The following is a 24,744-nucleotide window of genomic DNA, read 5'->3' on the forward strand; positions in this document are numbered from 1 at the left end:
TAATTATGACCTTCCCAATTGGGCCCCGGCCTCCGCCGGGGTGGTGCCCAATAAAACGGAAGGGGTGACAGCGATTTACGAAGTGCTAAACGCCCAGTCATGAACGCTCCAACCCTCGCTCCCAACTCCTACCGCGCCCAGCCCGACGAACGCGGCCATTTCGGCGACTTCGGCGGCCGCTATGTCGCCGAGACGCTGATGCCGCTCGTCCTCGAACTCGACGAGGCATATCGCGCCGCCAAGGCCGACCCCGCCTTCAAGGCGCAGTTCGACGACCTGCTTGAACATTATGTCGGCCGCCCAAGCCCGCTCTACTATGCCGAACGCCTGACCGAAGCGCTCCGCGAGTCCGCCCCCGAGGGCATGGGCGCTCAAGTCTGGTTCAAGCGCGACGAGCTGAATCACACCGGCGCGCACAAGATCAACAACTGCATCGGCCAGATCCTGCTCGCGATGCGGATGGGCAAGACGCGGATTATCGCCGAGACCGGCGCGGGCCAGCACGGCGTCGCCACCGCCACGGTCTGCGCGCGCTTCGGCCTCCCTTGCGTGATCTACATGGGTGCCAAGGACGTCGAGCGTCAGGCGCCCAACGTGTTCCGCATGAAGCTGCTCGGCGCCGAAGTCCGCCCCGTGACCAGCGGCGCGCACACGCTGAAGGATGCGATGAACGAGGGCATGCGCGACTGGGTCGCGAACGTCCACGACACCTTCTACATCATCGGCACCGCCGCCGGCCCGCACCCGTATCCCGAGATGGTCCGCGATTTCCAGAGCGTGATCGGCACCGAGGCACGCGCGCAGATGCTCTCGCGCATCGGTCGCCTGCCAGACATGCTGGTCGCGGCGATCGGTGGCGGCTCGAACGCGATCGGACTGTTCCATCCGTTCCTCGACGATGCCGACGTGCAGATGCTCGGCGTCGAGGCGGCGGGCCATGGGCTCGACAAGCAGCACGCGGCGAGCCTCGCTGGCGGTTTTCCGGGCGTACTCCACGGCAACAAGACGTATCTGTTGCAGGACGAGGACGGCCAGATCACCGAGGCGCACTCGATCTCGGCCGGGCTCGACTATCCCGGCATCGGCCCCGAGCACGCCTGGCTGCGCGACATCGGCCGCGTCCAGTATGACAGCGCGACCGACCAGGAAGCGCTCGACGCGTTCCAGCTGCTGTGCCGCACCGAGGGCATCATCCCCGCGCTGGAGCCATCGCACGCAATCGCAACGGTAACGAAGAAAGCGCGCGAGATGCGGCAGGACCAGATCATCCTAGCGAACCTGTGCGGCCGCGGCGACAAGGATATCTTCACCGTGGCCGAAGCGCTCGGAGTGGCGATATGATCGCGATTGACGTTCAGTGCCCGTCCCCCACCCGTCACCCCAGCGAAAGCTGGGGTATTCATGGGGCATGTGCCGTGGTCGCCAACCGGGATACCCCAGCTTTCGCTGGGGTGACGGGTCTTGGTATGGCTCGGGATATGGGTCGAGCGACGGGCGTTAGTTTGGAGGGGGCAAGTGAGCCGCCTCGCCGCCACCTTCGAGCGCACCGCCGCCGCCGGCCGCGCTGCGCTCGTCGCGTTCGTCACCGCGGGTGATCCCACCACCGAGGCGACCGGCCCGATCCTCGACGCGCTTGTCGCGGGTGGCGCGGATGCGATCGAACTCGGCATGCCGTTCACCGATCCGATGGCCGACGGCCCCGCGATCCAGGCCGCGAACATCCGCAGCCTCGCGCAAGGCACGCGCACCGCGGACATCCTCGCCACCGCCACCGCCTTCCGCGCGGCATCCGGACGTACCGCTGGTCCTGATGGGCTATGGCAACCCGATGCTCCGGCGTGGCGCGGACTGGTTCGCCGAGGCGGCTGCCAACGCCGGCGTCGACGGCGTGATCTGCGTCGACGTGCCGCCCGAGGAAGACGATGCGCTCGGGCCCCAGTTGCGTGCCGCCGGGATCGACCTGATCCGCCTCGCCACCCCGACCACCGATGCCGCCCGCCTGCCGACCGTGCTCGATGGCGCCAGCGGGTTCCTCTATTACGTCTCAGTCGCGGGGATCACCGGGCTCCAGCAGGCGCAGCAGTCCTCGATCGAGGACGCCGTCGCCCGCCTGAAGGCCCAGACCGATATCCCGATCGCGGTCGGCTTCGGCATCCGCACGCCCGAGCAGGCCGCCAACGTCGCGCGCGTCGCCGACGGCGTCGTCGTAGGATCGGCGATCGTCGAACTCGTCGCACAGCACGGTGCCGCTGCGGCCGAGCCGGTCCGCGCCTATATCAAGTCCCTCGCTGATGCCGTCGCGAGCGCAAGGAAAGTATCCGCATGAGCTGGCTCAACAGCGTCCGCAACGTCCTGCCCTTTGTCGCGAAGCGCGAGACGCCCGAGAATCTCTGGCACAAGTGCAAGGGCTGCGGGCAGATGATCTTCACCAAGGAGCTCGAGGACAATCTCTACGTCTGTCCGAAATGCGATCACCACGACCGCATCGGGCCGAAGATCCGCTTCGCGCAGCTGTTCGACGAGGGCAGCTGCAGCGAACTTCCCGCGCCGAAAGTGCCCGAGGATCCGCTCAAGTTCCGCGACCAGAAGCGCTACACCGATCGCCTGAAGGCCGCGCGGACGGACAACAGCGAGCAGGACGCGCTGATCAACGCACGCGGCGCGATCGACGGCCACCGCGTCGTCGTCGGCGTGCAGGATTTCGGCTTCATGGGTGGCTCGATGGGCCTAGCCGTCGGCGAGGCGTTCGTCCGCGGCGTCGAGGCGGCGATCGAAGACCGCGTGCCGTACGTGATCTTCACCGCATCGGGCGGCGCACGTATGCAGGAGGGTATCCTCAGCCTCATGCAGATGCCGCGTAGCACCGTCGCGATCCAGATGCTGCACGATGCCGGCCTGCCGTATATCGTCGTGCTCACCGACCCGACCTCGGGTGGCGTGATGGCGGCGTATGCGATGCTCGGCGACGTCCAGATCGCCGAGCCCAAGGCGACTCTCGCCTTCACCGGTCGCCGCGTGATCGAGAGCACGATCCGCGAGAAGCTGCCCGAGGATTTCCAGACGTCGGAATATTATCTCGAACACGGGATGATCGACATGGTCGTCCACCGGAAGGACCTGCGCGAGCAGCTCGGCACGGTCATCGGGTATCTCAGCGCGCGCGAGGCCGCGTAACGAACTCCCTCTCCCCTCCGGGGAGAGGGTCGGGGTGAGGGGCAGCCCAGCAGCGCCGCGCCCCGGTACAGCCCCTCACCCCAGCCCTCTCCCCGGAGGGGAGAGGGAGCCTAGAAGAATGCCCGACCACGCGACGTCCTCGTCCCCCGCAGTGCAGGCCCAGCTCGACCGCCTCACCGCGCTGTCGCCCGGCGCCGACATCCTCGGCCTCGAGCGCATCACCGCGCTCCTGAGCCGCCTCGGCGACCCCCACCTCGATCTCCCCGGTATTCCACGTCGCCGGCACCAACGGCAAGGGTTCGACCTGCGCGTTCCTGCGTGCCTCGATCGAAGCCGCCGGGCACAGCGTCCACGTCTATTCCTCGCCGCACCTCGTCCGCTTCAACGAACGCATCCGCCTCGCGGGCAAGCTGATCGAAGACAACCTGCTCGCCGCCCTGCTGGCGGAAGTGCTCGACCACGCTGCCGACCTCCAGGCGAGCTTCTTCGAAGTCACCACCGCCGCCGCCTTCCTCGCCTTCGCCCGCACGCCGGCGGCAGCAACGATCGTCGAAGTCGGCCTCGGCGGCAGGCTCGACGCAACCAACGTCATCCCGAACCCGGTCGTCACCGGCATCGCCGCGCTCGGCATCGATCACCAGGCGTTTCTCGGCGACACGCTGCTGGAAATCGCCGGCGAGAAAGCGGGCATCGCCAAGTCCGGCGTGCCGCTGGTGACGATGGACTATCCCAAGGCCCTCCGCGCAAAGATCGCCGCGGTAGCCGCCGCCGCGGGTGCCCACGTCCACGCGCGGCACGGCCTGGACGAGCGAGACCGCACGCTCGACCGTCCGCTACGAGGATACCGGCTTTTCGGTCGTCACCAATCGCCCCCGCCTCGTCGGCGCGCACCAGTCCCGCAACCTCGCGCTCGCGATCGCGATGCTCCGCCATCAGGGCGCGCTGCATGTTCCCGAAGCCGCGATGCGCGCCGCCGCCGATTGGGCGCACTGGCCCGCGCGGATGCAGCGTCTGTCCGACGGCCCCCTGCTCGCGCGACTCCCGACCGGCAGCGAACTTTGGCTCGACGGCGCGCACAACCCCAACGCCGCGCAACCGGTCGCGTGGGCGCTGCGAACGCTGGCCAAGGGCCGGCCCGTCACGCTGGTCCTCGGCATGCTCGCCAACAAGGAAGCCGAGGCGGTGATGCGGATTCTCTCGCCCTCGGTCGGCCACGTCGTCGCGATCCCGGTCCCCGGCCATGCGCACCATGCCCCCGAGGCCCTTGCAGTGCTCGCGGAACGTTTCGGCAAGACCGCGGAAACCGCGTCGACGCCAACCGACGCACTCGACCTGATCGCAGCCCGTGGCGATCGATCCAACCTCGTCCTGATTGCCGGCTCGCTCTACCTCGCCGGTGAAGTGCTCGCGGCGAACGACCAGCCGCCGGACTGACCTCTTATTGCTATTGACTATCAATAACGGACGCGCGAGTTTGTGGACACCACCACGGAGTCGCGTGAATGACCGATACCCGCCCCAGTTCGACGCCCAGTTCGACGCCGGCCTCGACCAATTTGCTCGCCAACGCGACGGCGTTGCTGCCGCATCCACTGCCGCCTTGTGAAAATGCGCGAGATCGCCTTGTTCGCAATGCGGCGGATGGGCGCGCATGGCCTTGCCGACGCACGCGCCGCACACACGATGTTCACCGCCTTCGGGCAGAGTTTCCGTCGTCCGCTGGTGTTGTTGCGCGCGCTGATGGCGGACCTGGCGGGAACGTCGGCGGGATCGATCGCGATCGCGCCATGCTGCTGTGCGCGGATGACCCCGGCCGAGTCGGCGATGCTGTCGATCCTCGCGCGGGTCGAGACCGCGCCCGAGACAGCCCGCTATCTGATGACCGATCTCCTCGGCGTCCGCCGCATCGACGGCGTCCTGGCCAGCGCCGCAGCCGTCGCCGCCGCGTTTGCCGACGAGGGGCGACCGGTCACGATGTAGGGCTAAACGGCCTCGCCAGCCCGCGCGTCGCCCTCTCCCTCGACGCCGGCGCTGCCGATCGAGCGGTCGATCATCCCCGACCGGCTCATCCACCAGAACAACACGATTCCTGGTACCGCGAGCACGGTCGTCAGCAGGTAGAAATCGACATAGCCGAACGCCTCGATCAGCGCGCCGGCGGTCGTGCCGGTGACGATCCGCCCGACGATGCTTGCAGCTGCCGAGATCAGCGCAAACTGCGTGGCGGTGAAGCGTAGATCGCACAGCGCGGAGAAATAGGCGATCACGACCACGCCGCCAAACCCGCTCGACGCGTTCTCGAAGCCGATCGCCGCCGCCATGCCGAAGTTTGAGTGCCCGGCCGCCGCTAACGCAGCGAACGACAGGTTCGAGACGCCCATCAGCACGAGCGACAACAGCACCGATCGCTTCATCCCCATCCGCGCGTACAGGATGCCGCCGATAAAGATGCCGACGAGATACGCGATGAAGCCGATCCCGACATCGTAGAACGCGATCTCGTCGCCGGTGAAGCCGAGGTCGTCGAACAGCAGCCGCAACGTCAAATTGGCGAGCGTGTCGCCGACCTTGAAGATCAGGATGAAGGCAAGGACGATGAGTGCCCCCTCGCGCGAGAAGAACTGGACGAACGGCCCCCAGATGGCGCGGAACCCCTCGGCGAGACCGCGGCGTTCGATCGGCGGACGGCGGCGTTCGGGCTCGCCCAGCGCCAAGCCTGCCAGCACCGCGGGTAGTGCGAACACCACGCACGCCAGATAGGCGGCGTTCCAGCCGGCCCGTTCGGCGACCACCAGCGCCAGGGCGCCCGAGCCTGCCGAGCCGATCCGCCAGCCATATTGGCTCATCCCCGATCCGACGCCCAACTGGCGCGGTTCGAGCGTCTCGATCCGGAACGCGTCGATCACGACGTCGAACGTCGCGCCTGCAGCGCCGACCAGAATCGCTGCGGTTGCAGTGGAGGCGATGCTCGCCGCCGGGTCGATCAGCGCGAGATTGACGACCGCGGCGACGACCAGCGCAGCCGTGACGATCAGCCAGGACACACGCTGGCCGAGCCGCCCGATCACTGGCAGGTGAACGCCATCGACGACCCACGCCCACAAAAATTTCAAATTGTAGACGAGAAACGCAAGACTGAACGCGGTCACTGTCTTCTTATCGATGCCGCTCGCCGCCAACCGGGTGGTCAGCGTCGCGCCAATCATCGCATAGGGGAAGCCCGACGATATGCCGAGCGCGAGCGCGGCGAGCGGGGCCTTCTCGACATACGGTCGAAACCCGTCGCTCCAGCGCTTTTCTTCGGTTCCGCCCATCGCACTTACGCTCCCACTCGCTTGCGGGGACCCTAACGGGAAATCGCAACCGCGCTACCCGTCAGGCGATGGAGCGCGGGGGAAACGTCAGGCTTTCGCTTCGAACAGCGTGAAGCCGTACGGGACGCGCTTGGGCTTGCTGCCGGCGCGCGTCGCCTCGATCGCCTCGATCGCGGCGATCAGGTCGCGCGGGGCGTAGGGCTTGGCCATGCAGCCGGCGGCGAGCGTCGTCGCCTCGACCGGGCAGCTACCGGTCACGAACATCACCGGCACGCCCCTGGCATGCGCCGCGCGTGCGACGTCGATGCCGGAGCCGTCTGCGAGGTTCACGTCGACCAGCACGAGGTCGATCACCGCGTCGCTCGCCAGGATCGGTAGCGCATCCGCGACCCGGTCGATCGTCGCGACGATCGTGAAATTCGCTTCGGCGAGGAAATACTCGGTATCGAACGCTACCAACGGTTCGTCCTCGACGACGAGGAGCCGGACGATCTGCCGCTTTTTCTTGCCGAACAACATTGCCGAAAGGCCCCCGGTCGCGCGCGAAAGGTCGTTACGCTTGCGGGTGTTAACGCACCGCAGCACGAACGGTCGCAAATATTTTCGCGCTGGCGGCCGATCCATAGTATCAGCCGCGCCATGACGACTTCAAAAGACGATAACCCGACTGCCAGCCCGTCGCCCGACGCGCCTGCAACTCCTGCCACACCGATCAAGGGCGACCGCATCGCCAAGCTGCTCGCCCGCGCCGGGATCGCCTCGCGCCGCGATATCGAGCGGATGATCGCCGAGGGGCGCGTCGCGCTCAACGGCTCCACACTCGACACACCCGCGACGATCCTGCGCAACTTGGCAGGCGTGACGGTCGACGGCGATCCGGTCGAGGCGCCCAGCGCAGCGCGGTTGTTCCTGTATCACAAGCCGACTGGACTGCTCGTCACCGAGCGCGATCCTGCCGGCCGCACGACGATCTACGATCGCCTGCCGCAGGATTTGCCACGGCTCGTGCCGGTCGGTCGCCTCGATCTCAACACCGAGGGGCTGTTGCTGATGACCACCGATGGTGGCCTCAAGCGTCAGCTCGAACTGCCTGCGACGGGCGTCGAGCGTGCCTATCGTGCGCGTGCGTATGGCAACATCACGCAGCCGCAGCTCGAGGAGCTGATCGAAGGAATCGAGATCGAGGGCGTGCGCTACGGATCGATCAACGCCAATATCGAGCGTCGGACGGGCGCGAACGTGTGGATCGAGATGATCCTGACCGAGGGCAAGAACCGCGAAGTCCGGCGCGTTCTGGAGCATCTCGGGTTGCAGGTCTCGCGGCTGATCCGGACGCGCTATGGCCCGTTCGTGCTCGGCGACCTGCCGCCGGGGCAGATCGGCGAAGTGTTGCAGCACGACGTCGTCGCGTTCCAGAAGGAGCTCGCAAAAGGTCGGCCGGAGGGTCCTGGTGCGCGGGCGAATATCGGGATCAGCGCGAGTGCCGGTGCGGGCGCCGGGATCGGCGCACGTTCGAGCCAGCGGGGCAGCAATGCCGCCCGTCCTGCGCCGACGGGGCGACCTGCGACGGGTGCAAGGCCGACACCGGGTGCGCGGCCAGCTCCCGGCGGTGCACGTGCCCCGGTCCGCAGCCCCTACACGGCGCCGGCGAGTTCGGGCTTCTCCAGCGGCACCGTGCCGACCGATCGTCCCTTACGACCTGCACGGCCCGAACGGATTCGCCCAACTGCCGCAATGCAGCGCGGGGACGTCAACGATCCCTGGGCGCGGCCGGATACGCGGAATGCCGCTCGGCCGACGGGCACGCATCATGCCCGGCCGACCAGTGGCGACATGTCGAAGCCTTATGTTCGTCAGGAGCGGGCGGATCGCGGCGAGGAGCTGAGCACCAGCCCGAAGATCAAGCATTTCCGCGCCGCCAAGCCGCCACGCGATCGTGCAGCCCCGTCGCGAGTCGGCGCCGGGGGCACCGTGACGCCACGTCGCGCCGATACGCCGCAGCGTCAGGAGCCGCAGCGTGGTTTCCGTCCGCAGGCCGATGATTCGCGCGGCCGCAGTTCGCTAGACAAACGTGCCGCGCGCAGTGCTTCCGGACGTCCGGGTGCCGAGCCACGGCCGGTGCGCGATGCGCCGGCACGGCCCGAGCGGGGACTCGCCCCACGGCGCCCGGCAAGGGTCCGTCGGGAGGGCGCGGTCATCCGCCCCGTGCACCACGTGGAGGGAAACGCTGATGCGTATCATCGCAGGGCAGTATCGCGGGCGCCAGATCGCCGCACCCAAGGGTGACACCACCCGCCCGACCGCAGACCGGATGCGCGAGACGTTGTTCTCGATGCTGACCAGCCGCGTTGGCAGCTTCGAGGGGTTGGCGGTCGCCGATCTGTTCGCAGGCTCGGGCGCGCTCGGGATCGAGGCGCTGTCGCGCGGGGCGGCGACGTGCATGTTCGTCGAATCGGACAAGCTGGCAGTCGACGCGCTGAAGGCCAACCTCGCCAAGCTTGAGATCCGCGGCGATGTTCGCGCCACCTCGGTGATGGCGCTCGGACCTGCGCCGGCACCGCTCGACGTGATCCTGATGGACCCTCCGTATAATACCGGTGCTGGACTCGTCGCGCTCGACAAGCTGTCGCGGCTGGGTTGGGTCGGGCCGGCGACGTGGATCAGCCTCGAGACGGCCAAGGCCGAAGTCGTCGAACTGGCCGGCTTCGAGGTCGATGCGACGCGCGTGCACGGCAAGGCGCGACTGACACTGTTGCGGCCAGTTTCAGGGTAAAAGCGTGTTCTCCCGCGAAGGCGGGAGCCCAGTCTGGGCTCCCGCCTTCGCGGGAGAACAAGTTAGTGGTCGGTTGTGCGACCCAGGATAAGCAGCCCGCCTAAACTCAACACGCCCGCCGCCATCAGATACCCGCCGACCAGCCACAACCCGCGCGGCGCGAGCGCTTCCGCCACGATCGGCGCGAGCGCACCGCCGAGCACGCCGCCCAAGTTGAACGTCATCGACACCCCGGTATAGCGCACACCCGCCGGGAACAGGCTCGGCAGCCATCCGCCGAGCGGTCCGTAGGCGAACCCCATCACGAACAGCGCGCCCGACAGCCACAGCCACACCGTGAACAGCGATCCCGAGCCCAGCATCGGTCCCATCAGTGCGCCAACGCCGATGCACCCGGCAAACCCGATCGCCAGCATCCGTGCCGCGGAATGCCGGTCCGCCAGCACGCTCGCGACGATCACGCCGCCCGCCAGGAACCAGATCGCGACCAGTTCGACCGCTAGGAACGCCTCGCGAGAATAGCCGAGCGTCTTCGTCCCGTAGCCAAGCGCGAATGCGGTCGCGAGGTAGAACAGGGCGAAGCACGCGATGACGCCGAACGTGCCGGCCAACGTCGCGCGCAGATGCTTCGTCAGCAGCGTTGCGATCGGCACTTTGGGTAGCGCCTCGGTCGCCTCCGCTTCGAGGAAGGCGGGCGTCTCGGTCAGCTTGAGGCGCACCCAGAGACCGAGCCCGACGAGGATCGCGCTCAACAGGAACGGGATCCGCCAGCCCCAGGCAATGAACTGCGCCTCGTCGAGTACCAGCCCGATGATGAGGAACAGCCCATTGGCGGCGAGAAAGCCGACCGGTGCCCCGAGCGGCGGGAACATGCCCCAGGTATTCTTGCGGTGCGGCGGCGCATTCTCGACCGCGAGCAATGCCGCCCCGCCCCATTCGCCGCCGAGGCCTAACCCCTGCCCCAGCCGCATCAAACAGAGCAGCGCTGGTGCGATCCAGCCGACCTGCGCATAGGTCGGCAGGAAGGCGATACCGACGGTCGATCCGCCCATTAGCAACAGCGATGCGACAAGCGTGGATTTCCGGCCAACACGGTCACCAAAATGCCCGAACACGATCGCGCCGACCGGCCGGGCGACGAACGCGAGCCCGAACGTGGCATAGCTCAGTAGCAACTGCGCGGAGTCGGATTGGCCCGAGAAAAACAGCGGGCCGAACACGAGCGCCGCGGCGGTTGCGTAGATGTAGAAGTCGTAGAATTCGACCGCAGTGCCGACCAGGCTGGCGGCAAGGATGCGGCGGTTGGAGGCTAGCGTCGTCATGCTAACGGCATCGCCCCCGAGGCGGTTCCGGTCAACCGATTGCCGCTTACGATCCTCCCCTGCCAGGGGGAGGTGGCGCGAAGCGACGGAGGGGGAGGACACGGAAAATAGGTTCCCCATTCCTCCCCCTCCGTCTGGCAAGCGCCAGCCACCCCCCTCGCGGGGGAGGATCAGACGGGCAAGACGATCCTTGCGACGAGGCCCGGCGCATTGTCGGCAAGTTCGAAATGGCCATCGTGCAGCCGCGCCACCGCTTCGATCAACGCCATGCCGAGGCCTGCGCCCGGGGTCGAGCGTGCGCTGTCCAGCCGACCGAACCGCTTCAAAGCCTGTGCGCGGTCGGCGGCGGCGATGCCGGGGCCGCGGTCCTCAACCTGGATCGCGACGCCGTCGGTGCGGTGGACGATCCGTAGCGTGACCTCGCCGCCCCCCGCACCGTGGCGAAGCGCGTTGTCGATCAAATTGGTGATCGCCTGGCTGATCAACTCGCGGTGGAGCTTCATCGGCGGCGGGCGGTCGTCGATCGCGATCTTGAAGACGAGGCCTGCGTCCTCCGCGACCGGAGCGTAGAGTTCGCCAATCTCCTCGAGCAGGTTCGCGGGCGATACCTCGATGAAACGATCACGCGAGACCGAACCCGAGCGGCTGATCTCGATCACCATGGTCAGCATCCGCATGACGAGATCGGTCTCGACCAGCAGCCCGCCCAAAGCAGCCTCGCGCGCATCGGGGTCGGCGATCAGCACCGCCTGCTCCGTCTTCGTGCGCAGACGCGCCAAAGGCGAGCGAAGGTCGTGCGCGAGGCTGTCGGTGACAATTCGCAGTTCGGCCATCACGCCTTCGAGCTTGCCGAGCATGACGTTCAGCCGCGCGGCCAGACGATCGAACGCGTCGCCACCGCCGGCGACCATGTCGACGCGACGCGAGAGGTCGCCCTCGCCCGCCGCTTCGATCGCCTTGGCGATACCATCGAGCCGGCGGCCGACATAGCGCGTGAGAACGAGTCCACCGACCACGCCGAGCGCGAGCGAAAGGAACACGGCAACCGCGAGCGCCCGTTCGATCGCACGCTCCTCTGCGGCGATCAGGTCGAGATTGCGCCCTGTGAGCAGCCAATAATCGCCCAACGGATGAAGCGCGTAGCCGGACTCACGCGCCGACCAGAGCTCGTCGGCGCCGAGCCGCGCGATCCGGAAATGCGTGGTTTTGAGCGGTACAGCGAGCCGTTCCGGCGCGATCCCCACCAGCGCCCGTCCCTCCGGGTCGATCAAGGCCAGGACGAGCGAAACGTCGCCGGGAACAACCGCACCATCGATCGCCTGGCGGACCGCGGGAAGCCCACCGCTACGCCAGACTGCGCGCAACGCTTCGGATTGCTCGGTAGTCTCGCGACGAATCGCATCGATCGCATCGGCGCTGGTGGTCTTCCAGACGAAGCCGACAAGGGCCAAATTGGACACCAGCGCCAGCGCGATCGAGAGCAACGCGATCCGGGCTGTTACCGAAAGACGAATCACTCCCCGGGTCAGTTTTCAACGGCGAGCCGGTAGCCTGCGCCGCGCACCGTGTGCAGGATCGGTGTCGGAAAGCCGTCCTCGAGCTTGCGACGAAGGCGACCGATATGAACGTCGACCACGTTCGAACCCGGGTCGAAATGGTAGTTCCAAATCTTCTCGAGCATCATCGTGCGGGTAACGACCTGACCGGCATGGCGGGCGAGAAATTCGAGCAGGTTAAATTCGCGCGCGCCGAGCGGGATCGAGCGGCCTGCGCGCGACACGGCGCGAGCGAGCAGGTCGATCTCAAGGTCGCCGACGGAGAGCTTGGTTTTCTGCGGCTCGGTCGCGGCGCGGTCGGAGCGGCGGAGCATGGCCTCGATCCGGGCGGAGAGCTCGGCGAACGAAAACGGCTTGCAGAGGTAATCGTCGGCGCCGGCCTTCAGCCCATCGACGCGGTCGTCGACCGCGGCGAGCGCGGACAGGATCAGGACTGGTGTGGCGATGCCGGCGGCACGAATAGCGCTGACCATCGACAGGCCGTCGAGACCCGGCAGCATCCGGTCGGCGATGATAAGGTCGAATATGCCCTCGCTGGCGAGGAACAGGCCGTCGCGGCCGTCGGCGCAGGCTTCGATTGCATGCCCGGCTTCGGCTAAACCCTTGGCAAGATACGCGGATGTCGACGCATCGTCCTCGACGATCAAAATCTTGCGGCTCAACGCGCTATCACCTTCCCTGCCACCGAAATCGGTCACTATCTCCTGCCCTCATAAACGGAAAGGCCGGCGGAAAGAAGTCTTCCCACCGGCCCCCACGGTACCCCCGGGAGTGACGGGCACCGATCTCTGGAAACGCGTGCGGCCGTTGCTGACCACGGGTTAGTTCTAGGATCGGGTGGGGATCAGGGCGATGACCGACGGGTGACAATTGCGTCATGTTGGGGGGCGCGGGCGACGGTAAGAGCAACGCGAATACGAATACGAATACGAAGGCGGTACCGCCGCGCGTTGTGGGATCAAGCTAGCAAAGCACCCCCGCAATACGTCCCGGCCCCACTCCGTCATCCCGGCGAACGCCGGGACCCATGGTTGCGGAGTTGGTGGTGGTTGCAAGCTAACGCATGATCCGCCGTATTCGTGGGTCCCGGCGTTCGCCGGGATGACGGAGTGGGGGAGAGAAACAGAGAAGTGTAAGAGAGGGAGGCGTAAGATCGTCCCGCTCGATGCCGTGTTCCCCCGCGAAGGCGGGGGCCCAGCCTGGGCCCCCGCCTTCGCGGGGAACACACTTACTTACGCCTACTTCTTGTCGAGGATCGCAGCGATCGCCGAACCGACGTGCGCGATGTCGGCCATGCCATCAACGCGGTGAACCAGGCCACGGGCGTCGTAGATCGGCAGGATCGGGGCGGTCTTCGCCCGATATTCGGCCATCCGGTTGTGGACCGTCTCGGCATTGTCGTCGGGACGGCGCTTGAATTCGGTCGAGCCGCAGACGTCGCAGACGCCTGCCACGACCGGCTTCTTGTAGCGATCGTGGTACCCCGTGCCGCACTTGGCGCAGGTGTAGCGGCCGACGACGCGGTCGATCAGCGCGGCCTCGTCTACGCCCAGTTCGATGACGTAATCGAGCGTACGGCCGCGATCGGCGAGCAGGCCGTCGAGCGCTTCGGCCTGCGCGGCGGTGCGAGGGTAGCCGTCGAAGATTACGCCGTTCGCGGTGTCCGGCTGGTCGAGACGCTCGCCGATGATGCCCGACACGATCTCGTCAGACACGAGACCGCCCGATTCCATGACCGACTTCGCCTGCAGGCCGACCGGCGTTCCGGCGGCGACCGCTGCACGCAGCATGTCGCCGGTCGAAAGCTGGACCATGCCGCGCTCGCTGACGAGCGTGGCAGCCTGGGTGCCCTTGCCCGCGCCGGGCGGTCCAAGAAGGATGATATTCACGAAACGCACTCCCCTCGTTCGTGCAGGATTTTTACCGCGTTAGACGCGCGGCTTAACGAAGTCGATTGCCCTTGAGCTTCGCCTTCTTGATCAAGTCGCCATACTGGTGCGCCAGCAGATGCGACTGGATCTGCGTCACCGTGTCCATCGTCACGTTGACGACGATCAACAGGCTCGTGCCACCGAGGTAGAACGGGATCTGCAACGCGGTCACCAGATATTCGGGCAACAGGCAGATGATCGTCAGATACGCCGCACCGATCACGGTGATGCGCGTCAGCACGTAATCGAAGTAATTCTCGGTGTTCTTGCCTGGGCGGATGCCGGGGATGAACCCGCCATTGCGCTTCAGATTGTCGGCGGTTTCCTCGGGGTTGAAGACGACCGCGGTGTAGAAGAACGAGAAGAAGATAATCCCGGCGCCGTAGAGCAGCATGTACACGGGCGAGCCGTGCTGCAGGTACTGGTTGAGGGTGATGATGAAGTCACCCCACTTCGATTCGCCTGCGACCCGCTGTCCGGCGAACTGCGAGATCGTCAGCGGCATCAGCAACAGCGACGACGCGAAGATCGGCGGAATGACGCCGGCGGTGTTGATCTTCAGCGGCAGATGGCTGCGATCGGCCTGCATGCCGCGCTGCGTCTGGCGCTTGGGATACTGGATCAGGATGCGGCGCTGCGCGCGCTCCATGAAGCAGATGAACAGGATCAGTACGACCACCGCGACGACGATGCCGATCAGCTTGATCGGATCGAGCGAACCCGAACGGCCGCCTTCGAGCAGGTTGACGAGCGTGACGGGGAGATGCGCGACGATGCCGGCCATGATGATCAGCGAGACGCCGTTGCCGATGCCGCGGCTGGTGATCTGCTCGCCGAGCCACATCAGGAACATCGTACCGCCGATCAGCGAGATGACCGCGGCGACGCGGAACATCATGCCGGGCTCGATGACCGCCTGGATGCCCTGTGCGGCGCCGAGCGTCTCAAGGCCGACTGCGATGAAATAGCCCTGCACCGCGGTCAGGCCGACGGTGCCGTAGCGCGTGTACTGGTTGAGGCGCTTGCGACCCGATTCGCCGTCCTTCTTGATGGCGGCGAGCGTCGGCGACAGCGAGGTCGCGAGCTGCACCACGATCGAGGCGGTGATGTAGGGCATCACGCCGAGCGCGATCAGCGACATGCGGCTGAGCGAGCCACCCGAGAAGGTGTTGAAGAAATCGAGCACGCCGCCCTGAGTCTGCTGCGAGAGCAGGCCGAGCGCGGTCGGGTCGACACCCGGCAGCGGAACATAGCTGAGCAGGCGGAAAATGATCAGCGCACCGATCGTGAACCACAACCGCTTCTTGAGGTCGGTCGCCTTCGCGAATTTCGAAAGGCTGATGCTTTGCGCCATCTGGTCGGCTGCGGATGCCATGCGTGTGATCGTCCTGGAAACAAAGAAGGCGGGATGCGTTGTGACCGCCCCCGCCGCTCATATAGGCGCAGGAGCGCGCTTGTCTAATGCCTAGACGAATTCCGGTTGCCCGCCTGGCCCGTTCGTCCTGAGCGAAGTCGAAGGACATTGCCCCAAGTGAGGCACCCTTCGACTTCGCTCAGGGCGAACGGAGGAAGAGAGGTCCCTGATAGGGATCGACAGGAAGTCGGCGGCGAGAAGACGCTAAGTCAGGCAAATAAAAAGGGGGCCGGCGCTTTCGCACCCGCCCCCTCTAGTTCGGCTTAAGCCTTGAACGACGCCTTGTGCGCCGCACGCTCCTTGTACTTTACGCCCTTCTTGGCGGCAGCCTTCTCGGCTGCGGGGACGAAGTGAATCACCTCGACCTTGCCGCCGATCTTCTCGACCGCTTCGATCGCGCCCTTCGACGCGCCGTCGACGGTGAACGAGAGGACCGTGGTCAGCTCGCCCTTGGCGAGGAGGCGGACGCCGTCCTTGCCGCCGCGTGCCAAGCCAGCGGCCTTGAGCGCGTCGTGGTCGAGCGTCGCGTTAGCCTCGATCTTGCCGGCGTCGACCGCAAGCTGGATCGCGCCAAGGTTGACCTCTGCGAAGTCCTTGCGGAAGATGTTGTTGAAGCCGCGCTTAGGCAGACGCATGTGCAGTGGCATCTGGCCGCCTTCGAAGCCGGCGATGGAAACGCCCTCACGGCTCTTCTGGCCCTTCTGGCCGCGGCCTGCGGTCTTGCCCTTGCCCGAGCCGATGCCGCGTCCGACGCGCATCTTGGACTTACGGGCACCTTCGTTATCGCGGAGTTCGTTGAGCTTCATGGTAATGCACTCGCTTTCGCTTGTTACGCGCTGGTTTGAAATCGCCGGGTTCGAATCCGGAAATAAGGAAGGGGGCCGTTAGCCCCCTTCCCGGTATTTGTCACTAGGTAGCGTGAAGGCTCAGCCTTCGACCGACACCATGTGCTGCACCTTGCGGATCATGCCGCGGACCTCTGGGCTGTCTTCCAGCTCGCGGGTCTTGTGCATCTTGTTGAGACCGAGACCGATCAGCGTTGCGCGCTGATCCTTCTCGCGGCGGATCGGCGAACCGGTCTGCGTGATCTTGATGGTTGCCATGATCGCTTACTCCGTGATCGCAGCTGCATCGGCCTCGGCGGTCTTCGAACCACCATGGCCGAGCAGGTCGGCGATCTTCTTGCCGCGACGCTGTGCGACGGCCTTGGGCGAGGTCTGCTCGCCAAGGGCCTCGAACGTGGCGCGGATCATGTTGTAGGGGTTCGACGTACCGACCGACTTGGTCACAACGTCCGCAACGCCCAGCGATTCGAAGACTGCGCGCATCGGGCCACCGGCGATGATGCCCGTACCCTGAGGCGCCGACCGCAGCGTGACCTTGCCGGCACCGAAGTGACCGTTGCCGTCATGATGCAGCGTGCGACCGTCCTTCAACGGAACGCGAACCATCTTCTTCTTGGCAGCAGCCGTCGCCTTCGAGATGGCTTCCGGCACTTCGCGTGCCTTGCCATGACCGAAGCCTGCACGACCCTTGCCGTCGCCGACGACGACCAGCGCTGCGAAGCCGAAGCGCTTACCGCCCTTGACCGTCTTCGAGACGCGGTTGATGTGCACCAGCTTCTCGATCAGCTCTTCGCCGCCATCGTCCGCACCCGGACGACCGCCACGATTGTCGCGACCGCGACCGCCGTCGCGACCACCGCGGCTGCCGCCTGGGCCACCGCTGCGGTTGCCGCCGGGGCCACCACGACCACCGCCGCCGCCGCCGCCGGGACCGCCGCGACCGCGACCGCCACCGTTGTTGCCCTGGTAGCCAGTGCTCTGCGGAACGTTCTGAGCCGTGACGTCCTGTGCGGTCGTCTCGGGAGCGATTACTGCCTCAGCGTTTCCTGGCGTGTTGTTTTCGTCAGCCATGTCTTAGAACTCCAATCCGGCTTCGCGGGCGGCATCGGCAAGAGCCTTCACGCGACCGTGGTAGAGGAAGCCGCCGCGATCGAACACGACCTGGGTCACGCCCGCTGCCTTGGCAGCCTCGGCGACGCGCTTGCCGACCGAAGTCGCCGCGTCGATGTTGGCGCCGGACGTGCCGCGCACGTCCTTCTCCAGCGTCGAGGCCGATGCGACCGTCGTGCCAGCGGCATCGTCGATCACCTGGGCATAGATGTGCTTGCCCGAGCGATGCACCGACAACCGCGGACGGGTGCCTGCACGTGCGCGGAGCGCGGTACGATTGCGGCGACGCCGCTTGGCGAAAAGAGAAAGTCCCTTGGTCATTACTTCTTCTTCCCTTCCTTGCGGAAGATGAACTCGCCGTCGTACTTAATACCCTTGCCCTTGTAAGGCTCAGGCTTGCGCCACTGACGAATTTCCGCGGCCAGCTGACCGACCATCTGCTTGTCCGAACCCGAGATCTCGATCGTCGTGTTGTCGGGGGTCTTGACTTCGATCCCCTCCGGCACGTCGATGTTGACGTCGTGGCTGTAGCCGAGCTGCAGCTTGAGGTTGCGACCCTGCGCTGCGGCACGATAGCCGACGCCGGTGATCAGCAGCTTCTTGGTGAAGCCTTCCGACACGCCGGTGACCAGGTTCTGCACCATGGTCCGCTGCATGCCCCAGAACGCGCGAGCGCGCTTGGTGTCGTTGGCCGGCTGCACCGAAATGCCGCCGTCTTCGATCGTGTAGCTGATCTCGTCGCGAAGCGGCATCTTGAGGGTACCCTTGGGGCCCTTCATCGTCAGCTGCTTGTTCTCGATGGTCGGCGTAATGCCCGCCGGTACGGTGACCGGCTTCTTACCAATGCGGCTCATCAGAACACCTCCGCGAGGACTTCGCCGCCGACGTTCTGCTCGCGTGCTTCGGAATCCGAAAGCACGCCGCGGGGCGTCGAGACGATGGTGATGCCGAGGCCGTTACGGACGCGCGGAAGTTCCTGCGAGCCGGAATAGACGCGACGGCCGGGCTTCGAGACGCGCGCGACATGCTTGATCGCAGGCTGGCCCTCGAAATACTTCAGCTCGATGCGAAGGCCGGCCGCGGGGCCCATCTGCTCTTCGCTATAGCCACGGATATAGCCTTCGCGCTGCAGAACGTCGAGCACGCGGACGCGCAGCTTCGACGCCGGCGTGAGGACGGAGTCCTTCTTCGCGCGCTGGCCATTACGGATACGGGTGAGCAAATCACCCAGGGGATCGGTCACTGCCATGATTTAGTCCTTACCAGCTCGACTTCGTGACGCCGGGGATGAGGCCCTTGTTGGCCAGATCGCGCAGCTGAATACGGCAGAGCCGGAACTTGCGGTAATACGCGCGCGGCGACCGGTCAGCTCGCACCGGTTACGGATGCGGGTCGGGTTCGCGTTGCGCGGCAGTGCCGCCATCTTGAGGCGAGCAATCAGACGCTCACCGTCGTCGAGCGTCTTGTCCGCTGCGATAGCCTTCAGTGCCGCGTACTTCGGGGCATACTGCTTGACCATGCGCTTGCGGCGCTCGTTCTTGTTGACTGAACTCAGTTTCGCCATCGACTTAAGTTCTTTCTTTGCTAGCTCCCCTCCCGCTTGCGGGAGGGGTTGGGGGAGGGAAGGACCAACGCCTGTTAGGCGCGAGGCCCCTCCCTGACCCCTCCCGCAAGCGGGAGGGGACTTAGATTAAGCTGCCTTCTTCTCGTCGGCAGCGTCGTCTTCGATCGGGAACGGGAAACCGAACAGACGAAGAAGCTCGCGAGCCTCGTCGTCAGTCTTTGCGGTCGTCGTCACGATCACATCCATGCCGCGGACCTTGTCGACCCGGTCATAGCTGATTTCTGGGAACACGATCTGCTCCTTGATACCGCAGGCATAGTTGCCGCGGCCATCGAAGCTCTTCGGGTTGAGGCCGCGGAAATCGCGGACGCGGGGAAGAGCGATCGTGATGAAACGGTCGAGAAACTCGTACATGCGCTCGCGGCGAAGGGTGACCTTCACGCCGATCGGCATGCCTTCACGCAGCTTGAACTGCGCGATCGACTTCTTGGCCTTCGTCACGACAGGCTTCTGGCCGGCGATCAGCTCCATTTCGGAAGCAGCCTGGTCGACCTTCTTCTTGTCCTGCGTAGCTTCGCCGACGCCCATGTTCAGCACGATCTTGTCGAGCCGGGGGATCTCCATGACGTTCTTGTAACCGAACTTCTCGGTCATCGCCTTGATGATCGTCTCGTCGTACAGCTTGCGCATGCGCGCGACGTAGACGGCCTCGGTGCCGGTGTTCTCAGCGCCAGTGTTCTGATCAACCATTGATCTTCTCCCCGGTCTTGACGGCGACGCGGACCTTCTTGCCGTCCTGCTCCTCGAAGCGGACGCGGGTCGGCTTGCCGTCGGCGGTCACGTGCGCGACCTTCGAAACGTGCATCGGTGCTTCCTTACGGATCAGGCCACCCTGCGGGTCACCCTGAGTCGGCTTGGTGTGGCGCACGGCGATGTTGACGCCCGATACGACGACCTTGTCGGTCTTCGGCATGGAGACGGTGACTTCACCGGTCTTGCCCTTGTCCTTGCCGGACAGAACGATAACCTTGTCACCCTTCTTGATACGCTGCGACGCCATTACAGCACCTCCGGCGCGAGGCTGATGATCTTCATGTGCTTCTTGCCGCGCAGCTCGCGAACGACTGGGCCGAAGATACGGGTGCCGATCGGCTCCTCGTTCTTGTTGACCAGCACCGCGGCGTTGCCGTCGAAGCGGATGACCGTACCGTCTGCACGGCGGATATCCTTGGCGGTACGCACGATCACCGCGCGGTGAACGTCGCCCTTCTTCACACGGCCACGTGGCTGCGCTTCCTTGATGCTGACGACGATGATGTCGCCAACGCCTGCAACACGACGCTTGGAACCCCCAAGCACCTTGATGCACTGCACCCGCTTCGCGCCGCTGTTGTCAGCGACGTCGAGATTGGACTGCATCTGGATCATGGATCCGTATCCCTTCTCTGTCTCTGGGGTCGATACCGACCGAACCCCGCCTAAAAAATCACCCCGCCACGGACGAACCGCAGCGGGGAGGAGCGGCCGCTTAGCCGTTCCACTCGTATTTCACAAGAACGATCTCGCTACCGTCATCCCAGCGAAAGCTGGGATATTCCGGTAGCGAAGTCCGTCCCTGCCGCACGAGACCCCAGCTTTCGCTGGGGTGACGTACGTTTGAAAGTTCAGCCCTCGGCCGAAGCCCGCTCCGGCGTCGCGTGGGTGTTGACCCGCTCGATCACCTTCCAGGTCTTCAGCTTGGAGATCGGTGCGGTCTCTTCGATCCGCACGGTCTCGCCCTGCTTGAACTCGTTGCTCTCGTCATGAGCATGATACTTCTTCGAGCGACGGATGATCTTCCCGTAGAGCGGGTGCTTCACCTTACGCTCGACGTTCACGACCACCGTCTTGTCGCCCTTGTCGGACACGACCAGACCGGTCAGCACGCGCTTCGGCATGATGTGTTCCTTACTTCGCGGCTTCAGCGCTGGTGCGCTGAGCCTGCAGGGTCTTGATGCGAGCGATGTCGCGGCGGACCTCACGAACGCGGCTCGGCTTTTCGAGCTGGTTCGTGGCGGCCTGGAAGCGCAGGTTGAACTGCTCGCGCTTCAGTTCGCCGAGCGACTCCGACAGCTGGTCGTCGCTCTTGGTCTTCATGTCGTCGATACGAGCCATGATCTTACTCGCCTCCCAGATGCGAGGTGTCGCCCAGGCGGGCAACGACCTTTACCTTGATCGGCAGCTTCATGGCCGCCCGCTCGAACGCCTCGGCGGCGATCTTGCCGTCGACGCCGTCGAGCTCGAACAGGATCCGACCCGGCTTGACGCGAGCGGCCCAGTATTCCGGCGCGCCCTTGCCCTTACCCATGCGGACTTCGGCTGGCTTTCCCGAGACCGGAAGGTCCGGGAAGATGCGGATCCACAAACGCCCCTGGCGCTTCATGTGACGCGTGATCGCGCGGCGGGCCGCCTCGATCTGGCGTGCGGTGATCCGGTCGGGTTCCATCGCCTTGAGGCCGTAGGAGCCGAAATTGAGCGAGAAGCCACTCTTGGCGTCGCCCGAAATCTTGCCCTTGAAGGCCTTCCGGAACTTGGTCTTTTTGGTTGCAGCATGTCTGTTCCTGCCCCTTAGCGACGATCGTCGCGCTGCGGCCGCACGCCGGAGGTCTGAGCCTCCATCATGATGCGGTCGTACGACGTCGGATCGTTGCCGAGAATCTCGCCCTTGAAGACCCAGACCTTCACGCCGCAAACGCCGTAAGACGTGTGCGCCGTAGCCTCGGCATAATCGATGTTCGCGCGCAGCGTGTGCAACGGAACCCGACCCTCACGATAGCTCTCCGACCGTGCGATCTCGGCGCCGCCAAGACGGCCACCGCAGTTCACCCGAATGCCCTCGGCACCGAGACGCATCGCCGACTGGACCGCACGCTTCATGGCGCGACGGAAGGCGATACGACGCTCGAGCTGATCGGCGATGCCCTGCGCGACGAGACGCGCATCGACTTCCGGCTTGCGGATCTCGACGATGTTCAGCGACACGGTCGACGACGTCATCTTGCCGATCGTCGAACGCAGCTTCTCGATGTCCGCACCCTTCTTGCCGATGATCACGCCGGGGCGTGCAGCAAAGATGGAGATGCGGGCCAGCTTGGCCGGACGCTCGATGACCACCTTGGAGATCGCGGCCTGCGGCAGCGTCTTCATGATGAATGCGCGGATCTTGAGATCCTCGAGCAGGAGCCGACCATAGTCAGCGCCTTCGGCGTACCAGCGGCTATCCCAGGTACGGTTGATCTGCAGACGCAGACCGATGGGGTTGCTCTTCTGACCCATTATGCTTCTTCCTGCTCGCGCACGACGATGCGCAGACGGCTGAATGGCTTGAGGATGCGGGTCGACTTGCCGCGGCCGCGGGTAGCGAAGCGCTTCATCGTGATCGACTTGCCGACCGAAGCCTCGGCGACGACGAGCGCGTCGACGTCGAGGTTATGGTTGTTCTCGGCGTTGGCAATGGCCGAGGCCAGCACCTTCCGCGCTTCGATCGCCATGCCCTTGGTCGAGAAGGCGAGGATGTTCATCGCATCGCCGACCTTCTTGCCACGGATCAGCGCAGCCACGAGGCCGAGCTTCTGCGCGGAACCACGAATCTGCGTACCGACCGAAAGCGCCTCGTTGTCCGCGACCTTACGCGGGCTGACTTGCTTAGACATCAGCGCTTGCCCTTCTTGTCGGCGGAGTGGCCGGGGAAGTAGCGCGTGGGCGCGAACTCACCGAGCTTCATGCCGACCATGTCTTCGTTGACCGAGACGGGCACGAACTTGCGGCCGTTATAGACGTTGAACGTGAGACCCACGAACGACGGCAGGATCGTCGAGCGACGCGACCAGGTCTTGATCGGCGAACGCGCGTTGGTGTCCTGGGCGGTTTCTGCCTTCTTGAGCAGATGAAGGTCCACGAAGGGGCCCTTCCAGACTGAACGAGCCATGTTAGCCCTTCCTCTTCGTCGAATGACGCGACCGGATGATCATCTTGTCGGTCGACTTGTTATGACGCGTGCGCGCACCCTTCGTCGGCTTACCCCAAGGCGTAACCGGATGACGGCCACCCGAGGTACGGCCTTCACCACCGCCGTGCGGATGGTCGACCGGGTTCTTGGCGACGCCGCGGGTCAGAGGACGGATACCCATCCAGCGCGAACGGCCTGCCTTGCCCAGGTTCTGGTTCTGGTTGTCGGGGTTCGAGACCGCGCCAACCGTCGCCATGCAATCGCTGCGAATGTAGCGCTGCTCGCCCGAGTTCAGGCGGACCATCACCATGCCCTTGTCGCGACCGACGACCTGCACGTACGTGCCGGCCGAACGGGCGATCTGGCCACCCTTCATCGGCTTCATCTCCACGTTGTGGACGATGGTGCCGACCGGCATCTGACCGAGTTCCATGGCATTGCCTGGCTTCACGTCGGTCTTCTTGGCCGCAAGGACCTTGTCGCCGACGGCCAGACGCTGCGGCGCCAGGATGTAGGCGAGTTCCTCGTCCGGGTACTTGACCAGGGCGATGAACGCGGTGCGGTTGGGATCATACTCGATCCGCTCGACGGTGCCTTCGACGTCCCACTTGCGACGCTTGAAGTCGATATAGCGGTACTTCTGCTTGTGACCGCCGGCGATGCCGCGCGAGGTCACATGGCCCTTGTTGTTACGACCGCCGGTCTTGTGCTTACCTTCGGTCAGCGCCTTGACGGGGCGGCCCTTCCAGAGCGACGACTTGTCGACCAGGATGAGACCGCGGCGTGCCGGCGATGTCGGATTATAATGCTTGAGTGCCATGGCCTCAGATCCCCGTCGTCACGTCGATGGACTGACCGTCCTTCAACGTCACGATTGCCTTTTTCATGTCGGAGCGCGAGTAGTTCGTGCCCTTCCACTTCTTGGTCTTGCCCTTCTGGACGAGCGTGTTCACGCCGACGACGTTCACGTCGAACAGCGCCTCAACGGCCGCCTTGATCTCGGGCTTCGTGGCATCGTTCGATACCTTGAACACAACCGCGTTGAACTCCGACAGCGTCGTCGTCTTCTCGGTGATGCACACGGATAACGTCGTAATGACGATTATCGATGCCCGCCTTCTGCTTCTTAGCCATGGAAGCGCGCCTCCAGCTTTTCGACAGCGGCGCGCGTCAGCACCAGCGTGTCATGCTTCAGGATGTCGTAAACGTTCGCGCCGGCAGCCGGCATCACGTTCACTTCGTACAGGTTGCCCGCAGCGAATGCGAAGCTGGTGTCGACCATGTCGCCGTCGATGACGAGCGCACGCTTGCCGAAGCCGAGCTTTGCGAGATCGCCCTGCAGCGTCTTGGTCTTGCCACCCTCGACAGCCAGGCTGTCCATGATGACCAGCGAACCCGCCTTGGCGTGGCTGCTGAGAGCCATCCGCAGGCCGAGCGAGCGAACCTTCTTGTTCAGCGACGGGTTGAAGTCACGGACGCGTGCGCCGTGAGCCTTACCACCACCGATGAACACTGGTGCGCGACGATCGCCGTGACGAGCCGTACCGCCGCCCTTCTGGCGACCGAACTTCTTGCCGGTGCGTGCGACGTCTGCGCGCTCACGGGTGCCACGAGCCGTCTCGCGACGCTTCTCGAGCTGCCAGGTGACGACGCGGTGCAGGATGTCGGCGCGCGGATCGAGGCCGAAGACCTCGTCGTTGAGCTCGATGTCCGCTGCGTCAGTGCCGGCGAAAGATGAAACCTTGATCTTCAC

29 protein-coding genes and 4 pseudogenes are annotated in these 24,744 nt (G+C 65.2%); 7 read left to right on the forward strand and 26 right to left on the reverse strand.

The window, feature by feature from the left end; genetic code table 11:
• The first annotated feature begins 99 nt into the window (after positions 1 to 99).
• From trpB to QP181_RS09320, 5 genes and pseudogenes are all read left to right on the forward strand, one after another.
• Positions 100 to 1,341: a tryptophan synthase subunit beta gene (trpB, locus tag QP181_RS09300; RefSeq protein ID WP_333928355.1), complete on the forward strand. Its 1,242-nt coding sequence runs from the start codon at positions 100 to 102 to the stop codon at positions 1,339 to 1,341.
• A gap of 174 nt (positions 1,342 to 1,515) precedes the next feature.
• Positions 1,516 to 2,326: pseudogene (gene trpA / locus QP181_RS09305) on the forward strand (tryptophan synthase subunit alpha).
• Positions 2,323 to 3,174: an acetyl-CoA carboxylase, carboxyltransferase subunit beta gene (gene accD, locus QP181_RS09310; protein ID WP_056051006.1), complete on the forward strand. Its 852-nt coding sequence runs from the start codon at positions 2,323 to 2,325 to the stop codon at positions 3,172 to 3,174. The pseudogene trpA and the gene accD overlap by 4 nt, the downstream one beginning before the upstream one ends.
• Positions 3,175 to 3,292: 118 nt before the next feature.
• Positions 3,293 to 4,608, forward strand: a pseudogene (locus tag QP181_RS09315) (bifunctional folylpolyglutamate synthase/dihydrofolate synthase).
• Positions 4,609 to 4,782: 174 nt separating this feature from the next.
• Positions 4,783 to 5,154 carry a DUF6628 family protein gene (locus tag QP181_RS09320; protein ID WP_333928356.1) on the forward strand — a complete coding sequence of 124 codons (372 nt, stop codon included), beginning with the start codon at positions 4,783 to 4,785 and terminating at the stop codon, positions 5,152 to 5,154.
• A 2-nt stretch (positions 5,155 to 5,156) separates the two neighbouring features.
• Here the strand turns inward: QP181_RS09320 and QP181_RS09325 are convergent, their stop codons facing one another.
• Positions 5,157 to 6,488 (reverse strand): AmpG family muropeptide MFS transporter, encoded by a 1,332-nt coding sequence (locus tag QP181_RS09325; RefSeq protein WP_333928357.1) that lies wholly within the window; start codon positions 6,486 to 6,488, stop codon positions 5,157 to 5,159.
• An 87-nt stretch (positions 6,489 to 6,575) separates the two neighbouring features.
• On the reverse strand, positions 6,576 to 7,007 hold the full coding sequence (locus QP181_RS09330; protein WP_332754960.1) for a response regulator: 432 nt from the start codon (positions 7,005 to 7,007) through the stop codon (positions 6,576 to 6,578).
• 120 nt (positions 7,008 to 7,127) lie between these two features.
• Between QP181_RS09330 and QP181_RS20005 the strand changes: the two genes are divergently transcribed.
• A complete protein-coding gene (locus QP181_RS20005) occupies positions 7,128 to 8,774 on the forward strand; it encodes a pseudouridine synthase (RefSeq protein WP_443027534.1) in 1,647 nt (548 codons plus the stop codon).
• Complete coding sequence (gene rsmD, locus QP181_RS09340; protein ID WP_132898056.1) at positions 8,719 to 9,261, forward strand: 16S rRNA (guanine(966)-N(2))-methyltransferase RsmD; 543 nt, start codon at positions 8,719 to 8,721, stop codon at positions 9,259 to 9,261. The genes QP181_RS20005 and rsmD overlap by 56 nt, the downstream gene beginning before the upstream one ends.
• Positions 9,262 to 9,323: 62 nt before the next feature.
• Here rsmD and QP181_RS09345 read toward each other — a convergent pair whose 3' ends face one another.
• From QP181_RS09345 to rplD, 24 genes and pseudogenes are all read right to left on the reverse strand, one after another.
• Positions 9,324 to 10,583: an MFS transporter gene (locus tag QP181_RS09345; RefSeq protein WP_132898057.1), complete on the reverse strand. Its 1,260-nt coding sequence runs from the start codon at positions 10,581 to 10,583 to the stop codon at positions 9,324 to 9,326.
• Between the two features lie 170 nt (positions 10,584 to 10,753).
• On the reverse strand, positions 10,754 to 12,043 hold the full coding sequence (locus QP181_RS09350; protein ID WP_333928358.1) for a sensor histidine kinase: 1,290 nt from the start codon (positions 12,041 to 12,043) through the stop codon (positions 10,754 to 10,756).
• A 65-nt stretch (positions 12,044 to 12,108) separates the two neighbouring features.
• Entirely contained in the window at positions 12,109 to 12,801 is a 693-nt protein-coding gene (locus tag QP181_RS09355) for a winged helix-turn-helix domain-containing protein (protein WP_132741525.1), read from the reverse strand.
• A gap of 576 nt (positions 12,802 to 13,377) precedes the next feature.
• Positions 13,378 to 14,028, reverse strand: coding sequence for an adenylate kinase (locus QP181_RS09360; protein ID WP_056487096.1), 651 nt, complete (start codon positions 14,026 to 14,028; stop codon positions 13,378 to 13,380).
• A 52-nt stretch (positions 14,029 to 14,080) separates the two neighbouring features.
• Entirely contained in the window at positions 14,081 to 15,445 is a 1,365-nt protein-coding gene (gene secY, locus QP181_RS09365; protein WP_055872627.1) for a preprotein translocase subunit SecY, read from the reverse strand.
• Positions 15,446 to 15,747: 302 nt separating this feature from the next.
• Positions 15,748 to 16,290, reverse strand: coding sequence for a 50S ribosomal protein L15 (gene rplO / locus QP181_RS09370; protein WP_056047631.1), 543 nt, complete (start codon positions 16,288 to 16,290; stop codon positions 15,748 to 15,750).
• Between the two features lie 120 nt (positions 16,291 to 16,410).
• On the reverse strand, positions 16,411 to 16,587 hold the full coding sequence (rpmD, locus tag QP181_RS09375; protein ID WP_055872633.1) for a 50S ribosomal protein L30: 177 nt from the start codon (positions 16,585 to 16,587) through the stop codon (positions 16,411 to 16,413).
• Between the two features lie 6 nt (positions 16,588 to 16,593).
• A complete protein-coding gene (rpsE, locus tag QP181_RS09380; RefSeq protein WP_333928359.1) occupies positions 16,594 to 17,400 on the reverse strand; it encodes a 30S ribosomal protein S5 in 807 nt (268 codons plus the stop codon).
• 3 nt (positions 17,401 to 17,403) lie between these two features.
• Positions 17,404 to 17,760 carry a 50S ribosomal protein L18 gene (gene rplR, locus QP181_RS09385; protein ID WP_031393749.1) on the reverse strand — a complete coding sequence of 119 codons (357 nt, stop codon included), beginning with the start codon at positions 17,758 to 17,760 and terminating at the stop codon, positions 17,404 to 17,406.
• Positions 17,760 to 18,293: a 50S ribosomal protein L6 gene (gene rplF, locus QP181_RS09390; protein WP_056047628.1), complete on the reverse strand. Its 534-nt coding sequence runs from the start codon at positions 18,291 to 18,293 to the stop codon at positions 17,760 to 17,762. Before rplF ends, rplR begins: the two co-directional genes overlap by 1 nt.
• Positions 18,293 to 18,688, reverse strand: coding sequence for a 30S ribosomal protein S8 (gene rpsH / locus QP181_RS09395; RefSeq protein ID WP_031393751.1), 396 nt, complete (start codon positions 18,686 to 18,688; stop codon positions 18,293 to 18,295). The genes rplF and rpsH overlap by 1 nt, the downstream gene beginning before the upstream one ends.
• Positions 18,689 to 18,698: 10 nt before the next feature.
• A pseudogene (gene rpsN, locus QP181_RS09400) lies at positions 18,699 to 19,003 on the reverse strand (30S ribosomal protein S14).
• 126 nt (positions 19,004 to 19,129) lie between these two features.
• Entirely contained in the window at positions 19,130 to 19,693 is a 564-nt protein-coding gene (rplE, locus tag QP181_RS09405) for a 50S ribosomal protein L5 (RefSeq protein ID WP_082441396.1), read from the reverse strand.
• A gap of 52 nt (positions 19,694 to 19,745) precedes the next feature.
• Complete coding sequence (rplX, locus tag QP181_RS09410; RefSeq protein ID WP_056047623.1) at positions 19,746 to 20,063, reverse strand: 50S ribosomal protein L24; 318 nt, start codon at positions 20,061 to 20,063, stop codon at positions 19,746 to 19,748.
• Positions 20,063 to 20,431 (reverse strand): 50S ribosomal protein L14, encoded by a 369-nt coding sequence (rplN, locus tag QP181_RS09415; RefSeq protein WP_031393755.1) that lies wholly within the window; start codon positions 20,429 to 20,431, stop codon positions 20,063 to 20,065. Before rplN ends, rplX begins: the two co-directional genes overlap by 1 nt.
• A 236-nt stretch (positions 20,432 to 20,667) precedes the next feature.
• Entirely contained in the window at positions 20,668 to 20,940 is a 273-nt protein-coding gene (rpsQ, locus tag QP181_RS09420; protein ID WP_031393756.1) for a 30S ribosomal protein S17, read from the reverse strand.
• 10 nt (positions 20,941 to 20,950) lie between these two features.
• Positions 20,951 to 21,157 (reverse strand): 50S ribosomal protein L29, encoded by a 207-nt coding sequence (rpmC, locus tag QP181_RS09425; RefSeq protein WP_055872644.1) that lies wholly within the window; start codon positions 21,155 to 21,157, stop codon positions 20,951 to 20,953.
• 4 nt (positions 21,158 to 21,161) lie between these two features.
• Positions 21,162 to 21,548, reverse strand: coding sequence for a 50S ribosomal protein L16 (gene rplP / locus QP181_RS09430; RefSeq protein WP_416365596.1), 387 nt, complete (start codon positions 21,546 to 21,548; stop codon positions 21,162 to 21,164).
• Between the two features lie 62 nt (positions 21,549 to 21,610).
• Positions 21,611 to 22,318, reverse strand: coding sequence for a 30S ribosomal protein S3 (gene rpsC, locus QP181_RS09435; protein ID WP_055872646.1), 708 nt, complete (start codon positions 22,316 to 22,318; stop codon positions 21,611 to 21,613).
• Complete coding sequence (gene rplV, locus QP181_RS09440) at positions 22,318 to 22,695, reverse strand: 50S ribosomal protein L22 (RefSeq protein WP_056047621.1); 378 nt, start codon at positions 22,693 to 22,695, stop codon at positions 22,318 to 22,320. The genes rpsC and rplV overlap by 1 nt, the downstream gene beginning before the upstream one ends.
• On the reverse strand, positions 22,695 to 22,970 hold the full coding sequence (rpsS, locus tag QP181_RS09445; protein ID WP_031393761.1) for a 30S ribosomal protein S19: 276 nt from the start codon (positions 22,968 to 22,970) through the stop codon (positions 22,695 to 22,697). Before rpsS ends, rplV begins: the two co-directional genes overlap by 1 nt.
• Before the next feature lies 1 nt (position 22,971).
• Positions 22,972 to 23,811 (reverse strand): 50S ribosomal protein L2, encoded by an 840-nt coding sequence (rplB, locus tag QP181_RS09450; protein ID WP_055872649.1) that lies wholly within the window; start codon positions 23,809 to 23,811, stop codon positions 22,972 to 22,974.
• A gap of 4 nt (positions 23,812 to 23,815) precedes the next feature.
• Positions 23,816 to 24,125, reverse strand: a pseudogene (locus QP181_RS09455) (50S ribosomal protein L23).
• On the reverse strand, positions 24,118 to 24,744 hold the full coding sequence (gene rplD, locus QP181_RS09460) for a 50S ribosomal protein L4 (RefSeq protein ID WP_056047616.1): 627 nt from the start codon (positions 24,742 to 24,744) through the stop codon (positions 24,118 to 24,120). The pseudogene QP181_RS09455 and the gene rplD overlap by 8 nt, the downstream one beginning before the upstream one ends.

The sequence above is a fragment of the Sphingomonas sp. LR55 genome (assembly GCF_036856015.1).
GTDB lineage: Bacteria > Pseudomonadota > Alphaproteobacteria > Sphingomonadales > Sphingomonadaceae > Sphingomonas.

Bases quoted from the DNA above. Each gene is read 5' to 3' on its own strand.
- trpB (WP_333928355.1), top strand. From the start codon at position 100: ATGAACGCTCCAACCCTCGCTCCCAACTCCTACCGCGCCCAGCCCGAC.
- accD (WP_056051006.1), top strand. From the start codon at position 2,323: ATGAGCTGGCTCAACAGCGTCCGCAACGTCCTGCCCTTTGTCGCGAAG.
- QP181_RS09320 (WP_333928356.1), top strand. From the start codon at position 4,783: ATGCGCGAGATCGCCTTGTTCGCAATGCGGCGGATGGGCGCGCATGGC.
- QP181_RS09325 (WP_333928357.1), bottom strand. From the start codon at position 6,488: ATGGGCGGAACCGAAGAAAAGCGCTGGAGCGACGGGTTTCGACCGTAT.
- QP181_RS09330 (WP_332754960.1), bottom strand. From the start codon at position 7,007: ATGTTGTTCGGCAAGAAAAAGCGGCAGATCGTCCGGCTCCTCGTCGTC.
- QP181_RS20005 (WP_443027534.1), top strand. From the start codon at position 7,128: ATGACGACTTCAAAAGACGATAACCCGACTGCCAGCCCGTCGCCCGAC.
- rsmD (WP_132898056.1), top strand. From the start codon at position 8,719: ATGCGTATCATCGCAGGGCAGTATCGCGGGCGCCAGATCGCCGCACCC.
- QP181_RS09345 (WP_132898057.1), bottom strand. From the start codon at position 10,583: ATGACGACGCTAGCCTCCAACCGCCGCATCCTTGCCGCCAGCCTGGTC.
- secY (WP_055872627.1), bottom strand. From the start codon at position 15,445: ATGGCATCCGCAGCCGACCAGATGGCGCAAAGCATCAGCCTTTCGAAA.
- rplO (WP_056047631.1), bottom strand. From the start codon at position 16,290: ATGAAGCTCAACGAACTCCGCGATAACGAAGGTGCCCGTAAGTCCAAG.
- rpmD (WP_055872633.1), bottom strand. From the start codon at position 16,587: ATGGCAACCATCAAGATCACGCAGACCGGTTCGCCGATCCGCCGCGAG.
- rpsE (WP_333928359.1), bottom strand. From the start codon at position 17,400: ATGGCTGACGAAAACAACACGCCAGGAAACGCTGAGGCAGTAATCGCT.
- rplR (WP_031393749.1), bottom strand. From the start codon at position 17,760: ATGACCAAGGGACTTTCTCTTTTCGCCAAGCGGCGTCGCCGCAATCGT.
- rplF (WP_056047628.1), bottom strand. From the start codon at position 18,293: ATGAGCCGCATTGGTAAGAAGCCGGTCACCGTACCGGCGGGCATTACG.
- rpsH (WP_031393751.1), bottom strand. From the start codon at position 18,688: ATGGCAGTGACCGATCCCCTGGGTGATTTGCTCACCCGTATCCGTAAT.
- rplE (WP_082441396.1), bottom strand. From the start codon at position 19,693: ATGCGCAAGCTGTACGACGAGACGATCATCAAGGCGATGACCGAGAAG.
- rplX (WP_056047623.1), bottom strand. From the start codon at position 20,063: ATGGCGTCGCAGCGTATCAAGAAGGGTGACAAGGTTATCGTTCTGTCC.
- rplN (WP_031393755.1), bottom strand. From the start codon at position 20,431: ATGATCCAGATGCAGTCCAATCTCGACGTCGCTGACAACAGCGGCGCG.
- rpsQ (WP_031393756.1), bottom strand. From the start codon at position 20,940: ATGCCGAAGCGCGTGCTGACCGGTCTGGTCGTGTCCGACAAGGGCGAC.
- rpmC (WP_055872644.1), bottom strand. From the start codon at position 21,157: ATGGCTCGTATCGACGACATGAAGACCAAGAGCGACGACCAGCTGTCG.
- rpsC (WP_055872646.1), bottom strand. From the start codon at position 22,318: ATGGGTCAGAAGAGCAACCCCATCGGTCTGCGTCTGCAGATCAACCGT.
- rplV (WP_056047621.1), bottom strand. From the start codon at position 22,695: ATGTCTAAGCAAGTCAGCCCGCGTAAGGTCGCGGACAACGAGGCGCTT.
- rpsS (WP_031393761.1), bottom strand. From the start codon at position 22,970: ATGGCTCGTTCAGTCTGGAAGGGCCCCTTCGTGGACCTTCATCTGCTC.
- rplB (WP_055872649.1), bottom strand. From the start codon at position 23,811: ATGGCACTCAAGCATTATAATCCGACATCGCCGGCACGCCGCGGTCTC.